The following is an 18,177-nucleotide window of genomic DNA, read 5'->3' on the forward strand; positions in this document are numbered from 1 at the left end:
AATTTTTGACATTATTATATTAGGATATTTCATGCCAAATATTCAAACTCTAGTACCTGCATTAGATAAAATAGTACGCATTTGTGATTATTTAGATAATCACAAAGGTGCAACTTTTAGTCAAATATTTCAGGATCTTAATTTACCCAAAAGTAGTACTTCAACCCTACTTAATGCATTAGTTATGCATGGTATCTTGCGCCAAGATCAGAACCAGTATTATCTTGGATTAAAATTGCATGAATGGGGTGATAAATCTCTGGAACAGTTTGATATCACCAAAATAGCGGAACCGTTGATGTCAAAATTAAGAGATCAAACCAATTTAACTTGCCATCTAGGTGTGTTAGATGGTCTATATTCAGTCTATATTGCAAAAATTGAAAATGACCAAGCTATCGGTATTCGTACTTGGATAGGCAAAAAATTACCTCTGCATAGTTCCGGTATTGGTAAAGCATTGATAGCTTGGTTGCCAGATGAGAAAATCGATCAACTTATACCAGAAGATAAATTGGTTAAATATACCGACACCACAATTACCAGCAAAAAACAGTTAAAAAAAGAACTGGCAAAAATTCGCTCGCAAGGTTGGGCCTATGACAATCAAGAAGATGTAAAAGGTGTCCATTGTATCGCTGCTCCTATTTTTAATAAAAATCATGAACCAATTGCGGCGATTAGTATTTCTGGGGTGCTTTTTCAACTACCGGTAGAGAAGATCGAAAAATATTCAGAGCTAGTGCGTAAAGCATGTCAACAACTGACTAGCAAGTTTCAATAATATTGAATCATAATGATTCAATATTATTTTAACTATTTTAATCCATAACTTATTAAGCTATCTTCTTAAATAGCTCAATAAGTTTTTGTTTATCAAAAAAGACGGGGTTAGCACCGGCACAAGCATCCTTCATTGAATTTTCTGCCAACAACTCAAAATCAGGATTATCGACGCCTAACTCCTTCAATGATTTAGGAATACCGACTTCTTGTGCCAAATCTTCAATTCTTTTTATCACATAATCAACACATTCTTGGTCGGTTTTATCTTTAGTATCTAATCCAATTGTTTCGGCAATCGCTCTAAATTTTTCTGGAGCATGTTTCGCATTTTCCTTTTCAACTACCGATAATAGCATGGCATTACAGACCCCATGAGGTAAATCATAAAGACCACCGAGTTGATGTGCCATCGCATGCACATTACCTAAACCCGCATTACTAAAAGCAATACCGTTTAAAAAGCAGGCATAACTCATCTGCTCTCTGGCTTCAATATCATTACCATTTTTAACCGCGCGCGCCAAATATTTAAAGGTTTGACCAATTGCATACAGTGCGGTCGAATCGGTGACATCCATCGCGCCTTTAGCAACCACCGCTTCTATTGCATGAGTTAACGCATCCATACCGGTTGCTGCGGTTAAATTTGCTGGTTTAGAAATCATTAAATCGGGATCACTAACCGTTATTGATGCCAGTGTATTTGGATCGACCATAATCATTTTTACGTGTCTGCTTTCATCAGTAATCACGTAATTGATGGTAACTTCGGCAGAAGTACCTGCAGTGGTTGCTATTGCCACGATGGGTAAACATTTATGTTTACTTTTATGCATCCCTTCATAATCGGTAATTTTGCCACCATTAGTTGCTAACACCGCAACCGCTTTACCACAATCCTGAGGTGATCCACCACCAATGGAAACCACAAAATCACATTTAGATTCTTGACATAATTTTAGTGCATTTTCAACATTAGCAACGGTAGGATTGGGTTTAACATCATAAAAAATAACCGATTCAATCCCCTCTTTGGCTAAAATATCGACTACTCTATCTACCGTACCATTACCGACTAAAAACTTGTCACTAACCACAAATGCCTTTTGGCAATTTAGTTTTTTAACCGGTACCCCTAACTCAGATAGACATCCTTTTCCTAATAAATTAACGGGTGGAATGTAATAAATCATATTTACCTCTTTAATTAATCATATTTCAAAAAAAATCCCACAAAAAGAACTTAATTTCATTATACGGAAAAAATAAACTTGCCGAAAAAATATTTTTTACAATGAGAGGAGGATCACAAAATTAATTTTCTTTTGAATTAATGCATTGCAATTCAAAATTTTTTCCTCAATAATCCGTTCACAAGAAAGAAATAAAGTTCCATATTATGAACAAAGGAGAAGAAATGAGTTTAGCAAAATTTAAAGGGATATTTCCACCCGTGCCGACAATTGTAGATAAACATGGGGAACTGGATAAAAAAGGAATGGCTAATCTATTAGATCATCTGATCGATAGTGAAGCTGATGGCGTTTTGATTTTAGGGAGTGGTGGTGAATTTTGTCATATGCCACCGAAACTACGACTTGAAGTTGCTGAATTTGCGGTAAAACATATCAATAAACGCATTCCAGTGATGATTGGAATATCCAGTCCAAGTACCAAAGAAACTATTCAATATGGTCAGCATGCAGCGCAAATAGGCGCAGATGCCGTTTTAGTGGTTAATCCATATTATGCTTTATTGAATAGTGATGCCATTTATCACCATTATAAAACTGTCGCTGAAAATCTTGATATACCAGTGCTACTTTACAATTTCCCGGCATTAACCGGCCAAGATATTGGTATTGATGTTATTACTCGATTAGCCAAGGAGCAGCCAAATATTATTGGTTTGAAAGACACCATTGATAACATAAGCCATACCCGAGAAGTCATCAACAGAGTTCACGCCTTCCGTCCAGATTTTATCATCTTCAGTGGATTTGATGAATATATGTTAGACACGCTTATTCTTGGTGGTCATGGTGGCATTCCAGCAACATTTAATTTTGCCCCGAAAATCACCAAGGGAATTTATAAGGCATTCATTAAAAAAGATTACGAAACCGCATTTAAATTACAGCGTCAATTAGCAAAATTAATGCCGGTTTATGCGATTGAATCGCCTTTCTTTGGGGTTATTAAACAAGCTATTAAACTAACTGGAGTAGATATTTCAACTGAGGTTTTGGCGCCGGTAACAAAACTACCAAAAAACAAAAAAGACCTATTAATTCAAGTATTAGAGTCTGCTCAAATTCCTATTATAAATAAATAATTGGAGGCATCCATATGAATAATACAGAAGATAAAACAATTCCTAAAGGGCGTTGGAAACATATAATTCCGGCTACCATTCTGGTGTATATCGTGGCATATATGGACAGAACAAATATTGCCATTGGTATTGCCGGAGGAATGAATAAAGACTTAGGTATGACCGCGTCTTTCGCAGGTCTTGTCGCAGGGATCTTTTTTATTGGCTATATATTTTTACAAATTCCCGGTGGTCAAATCGCTGAACGCTATAGCGCCAAAAAATTTATCGCATGGACTATTGTTGTTTGGGGCGGTTTTGCTGCAATAACAGGATTTGTTCGAGATCCCATTCAATTACTTATCATACGTTTTATATTGGGGGTAGCTGAAGGGGGAGTATACCCTGCTATATTGGCATTGATTGGGCATTGGTTTCCAAATCATGAAAGAGCTAGAGCAATTGCATTTTTCCAAATGAATTTAGCGGCAGCATCTATCATTACCGGTCCATTATCTGGTTGGTTAATTGAAGCTTGGGGTTGGAGAGAAATGTTTATCATTGAAGGTATTATATCTTTAGCATTACTCTTTGTTTGGATGCCTCTTATTTCTGATTATCCTCATCAAGCTAAATGGCTAGATCCTAAAGAATTAAATTGGTTAAACCAACAATTTGCCGAAGATAAAGCGCTTATAAAATTAGATGACAAAGCAAGTGTTAAAACAGTATTAAGTAGTATCAACTTATGGAAACTGGTTGCTATCTATTTCTTCTTCCAAATTGGTTTTTACGGTTTTGCCCTTTGGATGCCAATGTTAATTAAACAATTAACCGGTAGTGGTATGTCTATTGTTGGACTATTAACCGCAGCACCATACATTCTTTGTATATTTGGACAATACTATATTGCTAAATTATGTGACCAAACCATGAATCGTAGGCTCTATACTGCAATTCCTATGATTGGGTTTGCTGTATGTTTAACGTTATCTATATTATTAGAAAACAGTACATGGCTTGCTTATGGAATGATGGTTTTATGTGGCTTTTTCCTACAAGCATACGCCGGCCCATTTTGGACATTACCACCACTATTATTCCCATCAAATGTTTTAGGTGGAGTACGAGGAACAATCAATGCCCTTGGTAATCTAGGAGGATTTATCGGGCCATATCTAGTTGGTTTATTAACCGTTACCGTAAGTAAAAATGCAGGACTATATACCTTAGTTGGGGCTTTAATCATTGCAATTATTCTATTATTCACGCTACCTGCTGTAACCGCAAAACCAACAAAATAAAAAATTAAAAAAGCATTGGAGGAAATTATGCAACAAAAATGTAAATTTGCCAGGGATCTATGGTCACAATTAGATGCATTACGAATGGGCATGAATTATACCGTTGAAGATACTGAAAAACCACAAGTTCTTATTGATGACTGTTATGGAGAAAGTCATCCGGGTAGTTATCACCTCGATAGTTTAGGTTATGAAGTTGTTCTTGGCGTGCATGAACGAGGCGGTCGTTCAGTACGTAGCCATGTTACAGATATTTGTGATGGCTGGGGACAAGGTCATGATGGCATGAATTATATATTAGCCTCAAGGGAAGCGATTGCTAATATGGTCGAAATTCATGGTTCTGTCATACCCTATGATGCAGCAGTACTTATTTCTAGTTGTGATAAATCAGTACCTGCTCACCTTATTGCAGCTGCACGACTTGACATACCGTTAGTTCATGTTCCTGGTGGTTCAATGCGCCCTGCTCCTAATATGACGACATCAGACTTAGGCGGTGCCACTGCACAATATAAAAAAGGTGAAATTGATATCAAACAAATTCAAACCTTACAAAGATGTGGTTGTCCTACCGCTGGTGCATGTCAATTCATGGGTACCGCAAGTACAATGCAATGCATGTCAGAAGCACTCGGGTTAGCACTACCAGGAAGCGCATTAGCACCTTCGACCATGTCTGAAATTCGCAGGATGGCTAGATCTGCAGGCCACCATGCCATGTATCTAGCTAAAGAAGGAATAACCTCTCGTAAAATACTTACACCTGCTGCATTTGAAAATGCCATTAAAGTACACGCTGCTATCAGTGGTAGTACAAATGCGCTTATTCATTTACCGGCTATCGCACATGCATCAGGATTTGAATTAACCGCAGATGTATTTGATCGAATTAATAACACCGTACCATACCTTACAAATGTGCAACCAAGCGGACAATATGTAACTGAATTATTATGGTTTGCTGGTGGTATTCCTATGGTTCAATGGATGATTAAGGATTTACTCGATCTTGATGTAATGACAGTTACAGGACAGTCTTTAGGTGATAATTTGGAAATGATGCAGCAAACCGGTTTCTTTGACCGTAATTTAGGATATTTGCATAATTACAAATTAGAACGAAATGATTTAATTCGCCAACCTAACAAAGAAAAAATGGGATCCATCGCTGTTTTAAAAGGCAATATAGCGCCAGATGGTGCAGTTATAAAATATACTGCCTGTAGTCCTGATATGCATAAACATACTGGACCAGCCAAAGTTTATAATTCGGAAGAAGCAGCTCAAGAGGCTATTATTAATAATAAGGTTAATCCTGGTGATGTTATTTTCATTTGTTATGAAGGGCCAAAAGGTTCAGGTGCGCCAGAAATGCTAATGACCACAGATGCAATTGTCTTTGATAAGCGTCTTAATGGTAGTGTCGCATTGGTCACCGATGGACGTTTTTCGGGAGCAACACATGGTCCATGCATTGGTCACGTATCTCCTGAAGCTGCGGATGGCGGTCCAATTGCACTTGTTGAAGATAATGATATTGTCGAAATCGATGTGCATGCTAGAAAACTTAATATTATTGGTATTAATGGTGAAATTAAATCTGCAGAAGAAATTGCTGAAATATTTACTAAACGTAAGCAAAAATGGACACCTCCCGATTATTCAAAACGAAAAGGGGTATTTAAACAATATACAGAAAGAGCTAAATCATTAATGGCCGGTGCCTATATAGAATAAAATTGATACAAAGTGCCACCTATCACATTGGTGGCATTTCAAATCATTCACGCTAAAATTTACCTTTAACTATCTCAAATAATAACCTATTTTCTAATACTAAAAACTTATCTATAAAGTTATAGTAGTAGATATTATCTTATTGAGTAATAATGATTATACTACCTGTCTCACAATTAAAAATTATTTAAAAAAGCGAGAAACTAAGTGCTAGTAGCGAATAATAATGATGATAATCTTTTGCAAGATCTTATTATCTATTGGACAAACCGAGCGAAAGGATACAGCCAAACAAACCAAGACGAACTGGCAACGGATAAAAGAAAAATCTGGCAAAAGTTAATCTTAAACCATGCTCCTAACAAAAATAAATTGCGGATATTAGACATTGGAACCGGTCCTGGTTTTTTGGCGATTACCTTAGCTTTAGCTGGCCATGAAGTAACCGCAGTTGATGTTACTCAAGCGATGATAGATCAAGCAAAAGACAATGCCTCTCAATATCGGGTAAAAGTGAATTTTGTTTTATCAGATGTTCATTGTTTACCGTTTGACGATAATCATTTTGATTTAATTGTGTTACGTAATGTAACTTGGAACCTAAGTAATCCCACAGTAGCTTATCAAGAATGGTTTCGGGTACTAAATTCTCAAGGAAAATTACTTAATTTTGATGCAAACTGGTACTTATTTCTTTTTAATAAAGATCTTTATTCACAATATATGCAGGATAGACAAAATACCATGAATTATGGCATTGAAGATCATTATCGACAAACCAATACGCAAGAAATGGAACGAATCGCTAAATTACTACCATTGAGTAAGGAAATTAGACCTGAATGGGATATGAATATTCTACAATCAATCGGCTATAAAAATATTCATATACACAACGATATATCCAAGATAGTTTGGGATGAAATTGAACAAATTAATTATCATTCAACACCAATGTTCTTAATAGCAGCAGAAAAACAATAAAAACATATTTCTCATAGAAATATAATTACTTTGGTTCGAGTTACTGAAATTGATTTGTAAAAATAATTGAGAAGTCTATACCATGTTGTTAAGTTTTAAGTATGAGTAAACTACTCATACTTAAAACGTGCAGAAATGAGTAAAGATGTAATAACATTAACCTTTAACCAGTGTTATTGCCAATAGTGTGGTATGTCTTAATCTTTATCAATCAATATTCTTATTGGTTAATTATTTTTTTCAGATAATTATTCTCTCTGCTTTGATTGATGAAGATTATTTGTAAAAATAATTGAGGAGTCTATACCACCTAACTAATATTTGCATGTTATCTTATTTATACTACTAAATCGTTTTTAATTAAAAACCACACTATTTCATCATTTCAATTTAAATCACAACACTCAAATTTAAAACATCTTATAAATTAGACTATTTTAAATTCCTCTATACTGGAATAAAACGAAAAATTCCAATATAGAGGAATAACCATTTGTTAATTATAAATTTTTTATGATCAACTTCACAATTATGCGATTAAATAGTTGTGCCCAGATTTGATAAACGTAAAATCGACCCATCCAATATACAGGATTAAAGTACAATATATAGGAATGTATGTCTAAAGTACCGGCTTTACAAAGAACAATAAAAATACTTAACTTTATCTCTTCTAAAGGAAGGTGTAGTGCTGCCGAAATAATCAGCAGTCTACAAATACCGAAAAGTTCCGCTTATCTTTTATTAGAAGAACTAAAGTCCTATCAATTTATTAAACAAGATCAGAATGGTGACTATTTTTTATGGATCAAATTGGTCGAGTTAGGTGAACTTGCTTCAAATTGTTTTGATATTAGAGAAATAGCCAAAAAACATCTTGCCAGATTAACCAATAACACCGGGCTTTTAACTCATTTAGGCATTTTAGACAATAAAACCGCTTACTATATTTTGAAATGTGAATCACACAGCACAATCAGTGTTCGTTCTTATGTAGGTAAACAAGTTTCCCTTTACCGTTCTGGGGTAGGTAAGTGCTTATTAGCCTTCCAACCAAGCGAAAAAATAACTGAAATCGTAAACCAGATTACCTTCGAACAAAAAACCGCAAATACAATTATGACATCGAGTTCACTACATACTGAACTGGCCAAGATTCGCCAACAAGGTTGTAGTTTTGATAATGAAGAAGATTATATCAATATCAGATGTATAGCAGCACCTATATTTAATGCACAAAACAATATCGCAGCAGCTATATCAGCGGTAGGAACAACATTTCAAATAACCGACCATGTATTACCGCAAATTACGATTAAAATCAAGGAATGTGCAAAAGATATCTCAAAAGAATTGGGTTGTCTTATGTACGAATAATTTTTGTAACTTTTAAAGGAGAAAGTAAATGAAGCTACCAAAAATAAAAGAAGTACGAGCTTATTTTATGGGAGGAGCAACCGCCGAGAAAGGTAGTGGCGGGGCAGACTATCACGATCAGGGCGGCCACCACTGGATCGACGACCATATCGCCACGCCAATGAGTAAGTATAAAGAGTATGAGCAATCACGTCAATCTTTTGGTATTAACGTTCTTGGAACACTTATTGTCGAAGTTGAAGCTGATAATGGACAAATTGGATTTGCCGTATCAACTGGTGGAGAAATGGGATGTTTTATTGTTGAAAAACATCTAAATAGATTTATTGAAGGAAAATGTGTTTCTGATATCAAACTAATTCACGACCAAATGATGAATGCCACCATGTATTATTCTGGTTCAGGTGGTTTAGTGATGAACACGATATCATGCGTTGATTTAGCCCTTTGGGATCTATTTGGTAAAGTGACTGATCTACCTGTCTATAAATTATTAGGTGGTGCAGTTCGTGATGAAATTCAATTTTATGCAACTGGTGCTCGCCCCGATTTGGCAAAAGAGATGGGCTTTATTGGTGGCAAGATGCCTACCCATTGGGGACCTCATGACGGTGATCAAGGTATCAAAAAAGATGCGCAAATGGTTGCCGACATGCGCGAAAAGTGCGGACCTGATTTTTGGCTCATGCTTGATTGCTGGATGAGTCAAGACGTAAATTACGCCACAAAACTTGCTTATGCTTGTGCGCCTTATAACTTAAAATGGATTGAAGAATGTTTACCTCCGCAACAATATGAAGGATACCGAGAGTTAAAACGCAATGCACCGCCAGGAATGATGGTGACCTCTGGTGAACATCATGGAACAATTCAATCATTTAGAACATTATCTGAAACTGGAATTGATATCATGCAACCCGATGTTGGTTGGTGTGGTGGCTTAACCACCTTACTTGAAATTGCTGCAATTGCGAAATCAAAAGGGCAGCTTGTCGTACCTCATGGTTCATCCGTTTATTCTCACCATGCAGTAATTACCTTTACAAATACCCCATTTAGTGAGTTTTTAATGACAAGTCCGGATTGTTCAACACTCCGTCCACAATTTGATCCAATATTGATTGATGAACCGGTTCCTGTAAATGGAAAAATTCATAAATCGGTACTGGATAAACCTGGATTTGGTGTTGAATTAAATCGTGAATGTAAATTAATTCGTCCTTATTCTCATTAATTATATAAGGAAGAATAAGTTTATTTATTGATTATTGCAGTTTTAAAAGGAGTTTAAAACTGCGATTTTAGATTAAATAAAATTATTTTCCTCATCTGCACATTATTTATATCTCTGTCATTTTTATGGAGAGGGGGTTTTTTATGTCTAATATTCTCGAAAAAGCGGTAAGCAAAACCCGTTTAAGACTGGTGCCATTCATGTTAATACTTTACGTATTAGCATTTTTAGACCGTGCAAATATTGGTTTTGCCAAATCGGCATATCAATTAGATACCGGACTCAGTAATGAAGCATTTGCACTTGGAGCCGGTATTTTCTTCGTGGCTTATGCCTTTTTAGGCGCACCAGCCAATTTATTAATGCGTAAATTTGGTGCTCGTTACTGGATTGGCGGTACAACTTTAGTATGGGGATTATTATCCGCGGCCATGGCTTATGCTGATTCTGAATGGAAATTTTTAACGGTTCGTGTACTACTTGGTATGGCTGAAGCTGGTTTCTTCCCTGGTATGATCTATTTAACTTCGCAATGGTTCCCACAAAAACATCGTGCCGGAATAATGGGGTTATTTTATATGGGGGCACCTTTGGCGCTAACATTTGGCTCACCGCTATCAGGGGCTTTGTTAGAGATGCATGGCTTTTTAGATCATCCTGGTTGGTACTGGATGTTTATTATCGAAGGTATTCTTGCTGTTATAGCAGGTGTTGTCACTTTTATTTACCTTGATGACAAGATCAGTAATGCTAGATTTTTAAATGAAGATGAAAAACAAGCATTACAAGAAAAATTATCATCAGAAGAGAGTGTCAAAACCACCTCTAAAATAATCGATGCTATCAGTAATGTCACCGTTTGGCATCTAGCCATTATTTACATGATAATTCAAATAAGTGTTTACGGGCTTATTTTCTTTTTACCAACCCAAGTTGCTCAATTAATGGGAACAACGGTTGGTTTTAAAGCCTCACTGGTCGCAGCAATTCCTTGGATTGCTGCATTATTCGGTACTTATTTTATTCCTCGATATTCAGACAAAGTTGGAGAAAGAAGAAATATCGCTGCGATAACATTATTGGTAGCGGGTTTAGGTATTGGAATTTCCGCACTGGCTAGCCCTATCATTGCAATTATTGCTCTTTGTTTTGCAGCAATTGGTTTTATTGCGGTACAACCTGTTTTTTGGACTATACCAACCAACCTGTTATCTGGAGCAGCCCTAGCTGCAGGCATAGGATTTATTAATATGTTTGGGGCATTTGGTGGTTTTTTCGCGCCAATTATTCGGGTAAAAGCAGAAACGCTTTTTGATAACAATATAGCAGGTTTACTAACTTTAGCAGTGATAACAATAGTCGGCACTATCACTATATTCATGCTAAAACAAACTAACAAAAATAGTTAACCAACTGAGCTTATTGATTTTATCAATAAGCTCCTAATACATTAGGAATAACATAATGAAAAAACTATTGGAAAACAAATTCAAACAAGAAATTACTCAAGGAAATTTACAAATTGGTCTTTGGTTATCTTCAGCGACATCTTATATGGCTGAAATTGCTGCAACCTCAGAATATGATTGGTTACTACTTGATGGTGAACATGCACCAAATACAGCACAAACCTTACTCACCCAGCTACAAGCAATCGCTCCATATGCCAGTCATCCTGTCGTGCGCCCTTTAGAAGGCAGTCAGGCTAACATTAAACAGATTCTAGATATTGGTTCTCAGACTTTATTAATACCGATGGTTGAAACAGGTGAACAAGCCAAAGCTGTCGTTTCAGCGACACGTTATCCACCCGAAGGCACTCGAGGTGTAGGCGCCAGTGTGGCCAGAGCTGCCCGCTGGGGAAAAATTGAAAAGTACATGCAACAAGTCAACGATTCACTCTGTTTGTTAGTACAAGTTGAAAGTAAAAAAGCCCTCGAAAATCTTGATGAAATCGTTATGACAGACGGGGTAGATGGCGTATTTATTGGCCCGGCAGATTTATCGGCATCCTTAGGTTATCCTGATAATGCTGGACATCCAGATGTACAAAAAATTATTGAAAAAACAATTAAAAGGATTAGGCAATTAGGTAAAGCGGCTGGATTTTTAGCGGTTGATATCGAAATGGCGCAAAAATGTATCTCATGGGGAGCAAATTTCGTTGCTGTTGGCGTGGATACCATGTTGTATATGCAGGCGATTGATGAACGATTAAAACACTTTAAACAGTTAAAAAACCCCAATAAATCATCTTCAGTTGCATATTAATAAAGAAAGAGGTTAAAAATGAGTCATAGAATGATTTTGAATCAAACCGCATATTTTGGGGTGAATTCAATCAATAATATTATCGATGAAGTAAAAAAACGTGGCTATCAAAAAGCTTTAGTGGTTACTGATAAAGAACTGATTAAATTTAACGTGGCAACTAAAGTTACTGAGTTACTTGATTCGGCAAAATTAGATTATCAAATATTTGATGAAGTTATGCCGAATCCAACAATAAGTATAGTAAAACAAGGAATAGAGATATTTAAGCAATCAAATGCAGACTATCTAATAGCGATTGGTGGTGGGTCACCGCAAGATACCGCTAAAGCGATTGGAATTGTGATAAATAATCCTGAATTTTCCGATATTCGTAGTTTAGAAGGTTTAGCGCAAACCAAAAAACCATCGATTCCAATCATTGCTATTCCAACAACATCAGGAACAGCAGCAGAAGTGACTATCAATTATGTGATTACCGATGAAGAGAATAAAAGAAAATTTGTCTGTGTGGATCCTCACGATATACCGGTTCTCACTTTAGTTGATCCTAATATGATGATGAGTATGCCAGCTAGTTTAAAAGCAGCAACCGGTATTGACGCACTGACTCATGCAATAGAAGGTTATATCACGAAAGGTGCATGGGAGATGAGTGATATGTTTCATTTGAAAGCCATTGAAATTATCTCTCGTTCACTACGCGATTCAGTAAATGGCGATCTTAATGCCGTTGAGCAAATGGCTTTAGGTCAATATATTGCCGGAATGGGATTCTCCAATGTTGGTCTCGGCTTAGTTCATGGTATGGCGCATCCATTGGGTGCTTTTTATAATGTTCCTCATGGTGTTGCTAATGCAATATTACTTCCACATATCATGCAATATAATGCACCATACACCGGTGAAAAATATCGGCATATAGCCAAAGCAATGGGGATAAAAAATAGTGAAGAGATGTCGATTGAAGATGCTCGAAATGCAGCCGTGAATGCCGTTTTTCAGTTAAATCATGACGTCAAAATACCCACAAATTTACATATGGTTGGCGTAAAGAAAGAAGATATAACAGCACTAGCCGAAGCAGCCTATGCTGATGTGTGTACTCAAGGAAATCCAAGAGAAACAAACCTATCAGATATTGAAAAATTATATCATTCTGTTTTTTAATTTTAGTTATTTACGTTGTATGAATAGCAATAGTTAATGATTATCAAATAGATGGAGTTATTCATTTAATAAATCCATCTATCATCTATCATCTATCATCTATCGTTAACGTTAATGTTAATCGTTAATCGTTAATCGTTAATCGTTAATCGTTAATCGTTAATCGTTAATCATCAATTGTCAAATTACGAGTCGTTAAATCAAATGGTGTTAATTGATAAACGTAATAGTTGAGCCAATTACTAAATAGTAAATAGGCATGACTTCGCCATGTCGCTTTTGGCGTTAAATCGGGATTATTTTCTGGGAAGTAGTTATAAGGGATCTCAGGGTTAATACCGGCTTTTAAGTCACGAGAATATTCATTAGCCAAAGTAAATGAGTCATATTCAGGATGACCGGTTACAAACGCCATTCGTTTATCGGCGGTTGCCATTAAGTATGGACCTGTGATTTCTGACTCAGCTAAGATATTTAAATCGGTATAGTTTTTAATTTTATCAATTGGAAAATCAGCATTACGCGAATGTGGTGCTAGAAACGTATCGTCAAAACCTCGGGTTAAAATCGCATTTGGTTGCAAGATTTGGTGTTGATAAACGCCAGATAACTTTTGTGAACGGGTGAATTTCGGCAAATCATAGAGTACATTTAAAGCCGCTTGCACCGCCCAGCAAACAAACATGGTTGAGGTTACATGATCTTTCGCCCAAGTAATTATTTCAGCTAACTTAGGCCAATAGACCACATCGGAAAAAGCAACTTTACCTAATGGTGCGCCAGTGATAATTAGACCATCGAAATTCTGTTCACGAATATCTTCAAAATCACAATAAAAACTATTTAAATGCTCTACAGGGGTATTTTTTGACTCACGTTGATCAATACGTAGTAGTTGAATATTGACTTGTAAAGATGAATTAGAGAGTAGCCGTAAAAACTGATTTTCAGTTTCGATCTTTTTAGGCATTAAATTTAAAAAAAGAAGCTTTAATGGACGAATTTCTTGAGTATTAGCACGCGTTGAGGTCATCACAAATACATTTTCATTACGTAATACATCTACTGCCGGTAATGAATCAGGAATACAGATAGGCATATCAAAAGCTCCTATTAATTACTTTTTATATTAATTATTTTTTATATTAATTACTTTTTATAATTTTTCAAATAGACGTCTAGAAATCTATATAGCTAAATATAGTGGGTTTTAGAAAATTTGTCGAGCGTTTTTATTAGAAATAATAGCCAGGATATTGCCAACAAAATCAGAATAATAGCAAACTAATTGGATTTAACTGTTAACCGTTATCGATAATCTATATAGCAAAGAGGTGAATTTAAATGGCTCGGGTATCGGTCCGCCAAGTATCTGCGGTTAACGCCTCACCAAAATAGCTATTGATAAGTTTTTGTGTGATTTCACTTAGTGGCGAAGCCAAAACTTCAGCAGTATTACCATATTCAACCAATTCACCATTATGCATAACGATAATTTGGTCACTAATATGTTTCATCATGCCAATATCTTGTGTGACATAGACATAAGATATATTTTGTTCTTGTTGTAGCGACAGCATCAAATTAACAATTTGTGAACGCATTGAGATATCTAAAGCCGCTAAAGCTTCATCAAGAATAATCACTTTGGGTTTTAAAATTAAAGCTCTAGCTAACGCAACGCGTTGTTTTTGCCCGGCAGCCATCACAGATGGATAATAAGAGGCGTGTTCCGGCAATAAACCTACTTGTTTTAAAACATCATTAATCAATTTTTCTCGTTCGTGAGCGGTATAATTGGCATTGCGTTTAAGTGGAATTTCCAGTAATTGACCAATGCGAAGTCTTGGATCAAAAGAACTTTCCACATGTTGGAATATCATGCGAATCAGTTGCGAACGATGCCCATAATCGCCATATTCAACTTTATTACCATCGATCCAAATATCGCCACTGTCTGGCTTTATCATACCCACCAACATTTTAGCTAATGTCGATTTTCCGGAACCATTTTGCCCAATAATGGCTAAGGTTTTACCTTCGTTAAGCGAAAACGACAAAGGTTTGACGGCATCAATTTGTAAATGACCAAAGAGTCCTTTAGGGATTTTAAATCGTTTTGATAAATTGCGGACTTTTAATATTGGGTTCATTAACTATTCCTATATCTCAAATTACTCATCAGTATTTAATGGAAAATGGCAGGCTACCGAATGATCTTTTATTGGGATAAGTTCTGGTGCTTGTATACATTTTTTTTGCGCATAAGGGCAACGAGGCCCTAAGCGGCAACCAATAGGTAAATGTTCTAATGATGGAATAACCCCAGGTAAGGTATTTAAAGGGCTTTTATGAGGCATCGCTTTACCAAAATCAGGAATCGCATAAATCAATGCCTGCGTATATGGATGATAAGGTGATTTAATCAAATCTTCACTATCAGCTACCTCAACGGTTTGTCCGCAATATAGGACATTGATACGATCAGTCCAACGAGTAACCATCTGTAGATCATGGCTAATGAGTAAAATCGTCGTCCCCATATTCTGATTCATACTGGCCAGCAATCTGAAAATTTGCGCTTCGGTGGTCGCTTCCATGGCGTTAGTTGGTTCATCGGCAATCAGTAATTTAGGTTGATTGGCTAATGCTATAGCAATCATCACTTTTTGACATTCACCTTCGGTTAATTCAAATGGATAGGATTTGAGGATCTCTTTATGATCTTTAATCCCAACGCGATGCAATAATTCAACTGCGCGATTCTTACGCCAAAATAGGCGTTGCCACCAATGGCCTTTAAAGGTTCTGCGAGGAATGGCTTCAATTAACTGTTGGCCGATTTTCATCGAAGGATCCAAGCAAGATTGCGGCTCTTGGAACACCATCGAAATATTATCACTTATCACTTTTCGCCGTTGTTTGGCGGTCAATTTAAGCAAATCGACATCATTAAAATGGAAACGATCAGCGGAAATCTTCCAATTATGGTTATTCACACCTAATATCGCTTTGGCGATCAGACTTTTACCGGAACCCGACTCACCAACCAGACCTCGGATTTCGCCTTCTGATAATTTCAAATTAACCCGATCAATTGCCCGCAACAGGCCATCAGGAGTAATAAACTCAATGGTTAAATTGCGAATGTCTAATAATGCCATAATTAATGCCCTACTCGCTGGCCGTATAATCCAAAATTGAATAAATAAACCAACGTAATTGTAGCAGAAACAGCAATACCCGGCGCTAAAAAAGCCAGCAAATTAACATCAATAATGTCTTTCATTTTAAACATCATCATGCCTAAGTCCGGCCGAGAAAAGTCATTAGCAAAGCCTAAAAAGGTAATGGTGGTAATAGCTAAAATAACCGAACCAAATAATGAAACCACTTCAGCTAAGTAAACCGGTAAAATATTGGGGATAATATAATGATTTAAAATCGAAAATGAAGATAAGCCATCTAAACGATATGCCGTAATATAGGTTTTATTCGACTCTTTTATAACCCGTTGATGGATATTATAAATAAAGCGCGGTGCATAGGATAAACCAATCACAATTAATATATTGGTAATATCATCTTCCAATAACAAACTGATAACAATTACCCCAAGCAATGGCGGTACTACCATAAAAAATCTAAAGATAAATAGAATAAAAGGCCGGATAAATGTGACAAAAAACATTAAATAGTTAATTACGCCACCGATTATAATGACATAAAAAACTGCTTTTAGCGTCATTACAATCGTTGACCGATAACCTATTAATAAATAGTCAAAAATATCCTGTCCTTGCTCAGTAGTTCCTAAAATATGATTAATATCACCATTAGGCCACCAAGCTGGCGGTAAGGAGCTTACATAGATGGGATTTAAATGCGCATGAAAGAACCATTTGGTTGATAATGCAATAAAAGCAATTGCTAAAATCCCATAAAAACTGACAATCAGATATAAATTGCTATGAAGTCGATGGAAACACGAATTTATTCGCTTACCTAACTGAATTATCCTAGACATAATGTTCCTTATGACGTAATGGATAAATAGCAATAGCCGTTATCTCACCTAATAAAGTTAATAAACTAATTACCGTTCCACACGCAAGAATGGCTATCGAAATAATAAAATAATTATGATTACGATACGCCATCATCACCCATTGACCTAAACCAACTCGATTAAATAAGATTTCAATCACCATAGTAAAAAACAGTAAAGTCGTAGTGTTATAGGTCAATTGTGGAATGGTAGCCGGAATTGAATTGGGTAATAGATGCCGACGTAATACTTTAAACGGCGAACGTTCCCGAATAATTGCCATTTTAATATAGTTTTGCCTTGAGGTATTTTTGACGTTTTCACTCACCAGCTGAATGGTCATAATACTTGGCTGTATAGCTAAAATAATGGTTGGCAAAAGTAAATAGTGAAGCTGATCTAACAATGCTTTTAATTTTTCTGGCCTTGATGAGATTAAAATATCAAGCAAAGAGCTACCTGTTACTGATGGTGGTATATCAAAGTTCATAGAAATCGACCATTTCGCCGAAAGATAATACATCACAATTGTTGCCAACATCACAATCGGGCAAGAATAAAATATCAAACTCGCTAAGCGAATAGTGGCATTCAACCAATTTATATTACTTAATCCAAGAAAAATACCTAACGGTAAGCCGACAAGTAACGCCACCAGTAACGCTAAAATACATAGCTCAAACGTTGTTAATAGGGTATCTAAAAATGGTAAAGTTTCACCAGATGCTAAACGAAATTGACCTTGTAGTAACTGTTTAAAAAAAGCACTATAGGCATCAATAAAAGTTAAATCACTAAAAATAGATTGAGGAACAAAGTAAACCAGACAGAAGCTAATCTGGGCAAGCACGCAGATAATGAATAAAAACGTCACTATTTTTTTTAAAATATAGATAATCATTGTTTATCTTTATCATGAGTTAAAAACAACGGTGATATCCATCACCGC

At 36.1% G+C, this 18,177-nt stretch carries 16 protein-coding genes; 10 read left to right on the forward strand and 6 right to left on the reverse strand.

The features are described 5' to 3' along the window. Positions 1-31 precede the first annotated feature (31 nt). Positions 32-784, forward strand: a complete 753-nt coding sequence (locus tag DKK70_RS14050) for an IclR family transcriptional regulator (RefSeq protein ID WP_034883954.1) — start codon at positions 32-34, stop codon at positions 782-784. 52 nt (positions 785-836) lie between these two features. On the opposite strand, the gene DKK70_RS14055 is transcribed toward DKK70_RS14050, so the two are convergent. After that, positions 837-1,979 (reverse strand): iron-containing alcohol dehydrogenase, encoded by a 1,143-nt coding sequence (locus tag DKK70_RS14055; RefSeq protein ID WP_110434566.1) that lies wholly within the window; start codon positions 1,977-1,979, stop codon positions 837-839. Between the two features lie 224 nt (positions 1,980-2,203). On the opposite strand from DKK70_RS14055, the gene DKK70_RS14060 reads away from it, so the two are divergent. From DKK70_RS14060 to fucO, 9 genes are all read left to right on the forward strand, one after another. Beyond that, positions 2,204-3,121, forward strand: coding sequence for a dihydrodipicolinate synthase family protein (locus DKK70_RS14060; protein ID WP_110434567.1), 918 nt, complete (start codon positions 2,204-2,206; stop codon positions 3,119-3,121). Positions 3,122-3,135: 14 nt separating this feature from the next. After that, positions 3,136-4,404, forward strand: a complete 1,269-nt coding sequence (locus DKK70_RS14065) for an MFS transporter (protein WP_110434568.1) — start codon at positions 3,136-3,138, stop codon at positions 4,402-4,404. A 27-nt stretch (positions 4,405-4,431) separates the two neighbouring features. Then, complete coding sequence (gene ilvD, locus DKK70_RS14070; RefSeq protein ID WP_086365903.1) at positions 4,432-6,144, forward strand: dihydroxy-acid dehydratase; 1,713 nt, start codon at positions 4,432-4,434, stop codon at positions 6,142-6,144. 207 nt (positions 6,145-6,351) lie between these two features. After that, positions 6,352-7,128 (forward strand): class I SAM-dependent methyltransferase, encoded by a 777-nt coding sequence (locus DKK70_RS14075; RefSeq protein ID WP_110434569.1) that lies wholly within the window; start codon positions 6,352-6,354, stop codon positions 7,126-7,128. A gap of 618 nt (positions 7,129-7,746) precedes the next feature. Beyond that, complete coding sequence (locus DKK70_RS14080; RefSeq protein WP_110424329.1) at positions 7,747-8,505, forward strand: IclR family transcriptional regulator; 759 nt, start codon at positions 7,747-7,749, stop codon at positions 8,503-8,505. 28 nt (positions 8,506-8,533) lie between these two features. Continuing rightward, the gene (gene rhmD, locus DKK70_RS14085; RefSeq protein WP_110434570.1) at positions 8,534-9,739 is read left to right on the forward strand and encodes an L-rhamnonate dehydratase; all 1,206 of its coding nucleotides are present in this window, start codon (positions 8,534-8,536) and stop codon (positions 9,737-9,739) included. 143 nt (positions 9,740-9,882) lie between these two features. After that, positions 9,883-11,148, forward strand: a complete 1,266-nt coding sequence (locus DKK70_RS14090) for an MFS transporter (protein WP_110434571.1) — start codon at positions 9,883-9,885, stop codon at positions 11,146-11,148. 55 nt (positions 11,149-11,203) lie between these two features. Further along, on the forward strand, positions 11,204-12,010 hold the full coding sequence (yfaU, locus tag DKK70_RS14095; RefSeq protein WP_034883751.1) for a 2-keto-3-deoxy-L-rhamnonate aldolase: 807 nt from the start codon (positions 11,204-11,206) through the stop codon (positions 12,008-12,010). Positions 12,011-12,028: 18 nt separating this feature from the next. Beyond that, positions 12,029-13,180: a lactaldehyde reductase gene (fucO, locus tag DKK70_RS14100; RefSeq protein ID WP_110434572.1), complete on the forward strand. Its 1,152-nt coding sequence runs from the start codon at positions 12,029-12,031 to the stop codon at positions 13,178-13,180. 166 nt (positions 13,181-13,346) lie between these two features. Here the strand turns inward: fucO and metA are convergent, their stop codons facing one another. From metA to DKK70_RS14125, 5 genes are all read right to left on the reverse strand, one after another. Further along, positions 13,347-14,279 carry a homoserine O-acetyltransferase MetA gene (gene metA, locus DKK70_RS14105; RefSeq protein WP_034883754.1) on the reverse strand — a complete coding sequence of 311 codons (933 nt, stop codon included), beginning with the start codon at positions 14,277-14,279 and terminating at the stop codon, positions 13,347-13,349. A 241-nt stretch (positions 14,280-14,520) separates the two neighbouring features. Then, the gene (locus DKK70_RS14110) at positions 14,521-15,333 is read right to left on the reverse strand and encodes a peptide ABC transporter ATP-binding protein (protein ID WP_034883755.1); all 813 of its coding nucleotides are present in this window, start codon (positions 15,331-15,333) and stop codon (positions 14,521-14,523) included. A gap of 21 nt (positions 15,334-15,354) precedes the next feature. Beyond that, complete coding sequence (sapD, locus tag DKK70_RS14115) at positions 15,355-16,344, reverse strand: putrescine export ABC transporter ATP-binding protein SapD (RefSeq protein WP_034883756.1); 990 nt, start codon at positions 16,342-16,344, stop codon at positions 15,355-15,357. A gap of 2 nt (positions 16,345-16,346) precedes the next feature. Continuing rightward, complete coding sequence (locus tag DKK70_RS14120) at positions 16,347-17,207, reverse strand: ABC transporter permease subunit (RefSeq protein ID WP_110424335.1); 861 nt, start codon at positions 17,205-17,207, stop codon at positions 16,347-16,349. Then, positions 17,200-18,129, reverse strand: coding sequence for an ABC transporter permease subunit (locus DKK70_RS14125; RefSeq protein WP_110434573.1), 930 nt, complete (start codon positions 18,127-18,129; stop codon positions 17,200-17,202). Before DKK70_RS14125 ends, DKK70_RS14120 begins: the two co-directional genes overlap by 8 nt. Positions 18,130-18,177 lie beyond the last annotated feature (48 nt).

The organism is Gilliamella apicola (assembly GCF_003202655.1).
Taxonomy (GTDB): domain Bacteria; phylum Pseudomonadota; class Gammaproteobacteria; order Enterobacterales; family Orbaceae; genus Gilliamella; species Gilliamella apicola_R.

Bases quoted from the DNA above. Each gene is read 5' to 3' on its own strand.
- ilvD (WP_086365903.1), top strand. From the start codon at position 4,432: ATGCAACAAAAATGTAAATTTGCCAGGGATCTATGGTCACAATTAGAT.
- sapD (WP_034883756.1), bottom strand. From the start codon at position 16,344: ATGGCATTATTAGACATTCGCAATTTAACCATTGAGTTTATTACTCCT.
- DKK70_RS14080 (WP_110424329.1), top strand. From the start codon at position 7,747: ATGTCTAAAGTACCGGCTTTACAAAGAACAATAAAAATACTTAACTTT.
- yfaU (WP_034883751.1), top strand. From the start codon at position 11,204: ATGAAAAAACTATTGGAAAACAAATTCAAACAAGAAATTACTCAAGGA.
- DKK70_RS14065 (WP_110434568.1), top strand. From the start codon at position 3,136: ATGAATAATACAGAAGATAAAACAATTCCTAAAGGGCGTTGGAAACAT.
- DKK70_RS14120 (WP_110424335.1), bottom strand. From the start codon at position 17,207: ATGTCTAGGATAATTCAGTTAGGTAAGCGAATAAATTCGTGTTTCCAT.
- DKK70_RS14125 (WP_110434573.1), bottom strand. From the start codon at position 18,129: ATGATTATCTATATTTTAAAAAAAATAGTGACGTTTTTATTCATTATC.
- rhmD (WP_110434570.1), top strand. From the start codon at position 8,534: ATGAAGCTACCAAAAATAAAAGAAGTACGAGCTTATTTTATGGGAGGA.
- fucO (WP_110434572.1), top strand. From the start codon at position 12,029: ATGAGTCATAGAATGATTTTGAATCAAACCGCATATTTTGGGGTGAAT.
- metA (WP_034883754.1), bottom strand. From the start codon at position 14,279: ATGCCTATCTGTATTCCTGATTCATTACCGGCAGTAGATGTATTACGT.
- DKK70_RS14090 (WP_110434571.1), top strand. From the start codon at position 9,883: ATGTCTAATATTCTCGAAAAAGCGGTAAGCAAAACCCGTTTAAGACTG.
- DKK70_RS14050 (WP_034883954.1), top strand. From the start codon at position 32: ATGCCAAATATTCAAACTCTAGTACCTGCATTAGATAAAATAGTACGC.
- DKK70_RS14060 (WP_110434567.1), top strand. From the start codon at position 2,204: ATGAGTTTAGCAAAATTTAAAGGGATATTTCCACCCGTGCCGACAATT.
- DKK70_RS14110 (WP_034883755.1), bottom strand. From the start codon at position 15,333: ATGAACCCAATATTAAAAGTCCGCAATTTATCAAAACGATTTAAAATC.
- DKK70_RS14055 (WP_110434566.1), bottom strand. From the start codon at position 1,979: ATGATTTATTACATTCCACCCGTTAATTTATTAGGAAAAGGATGTCTA.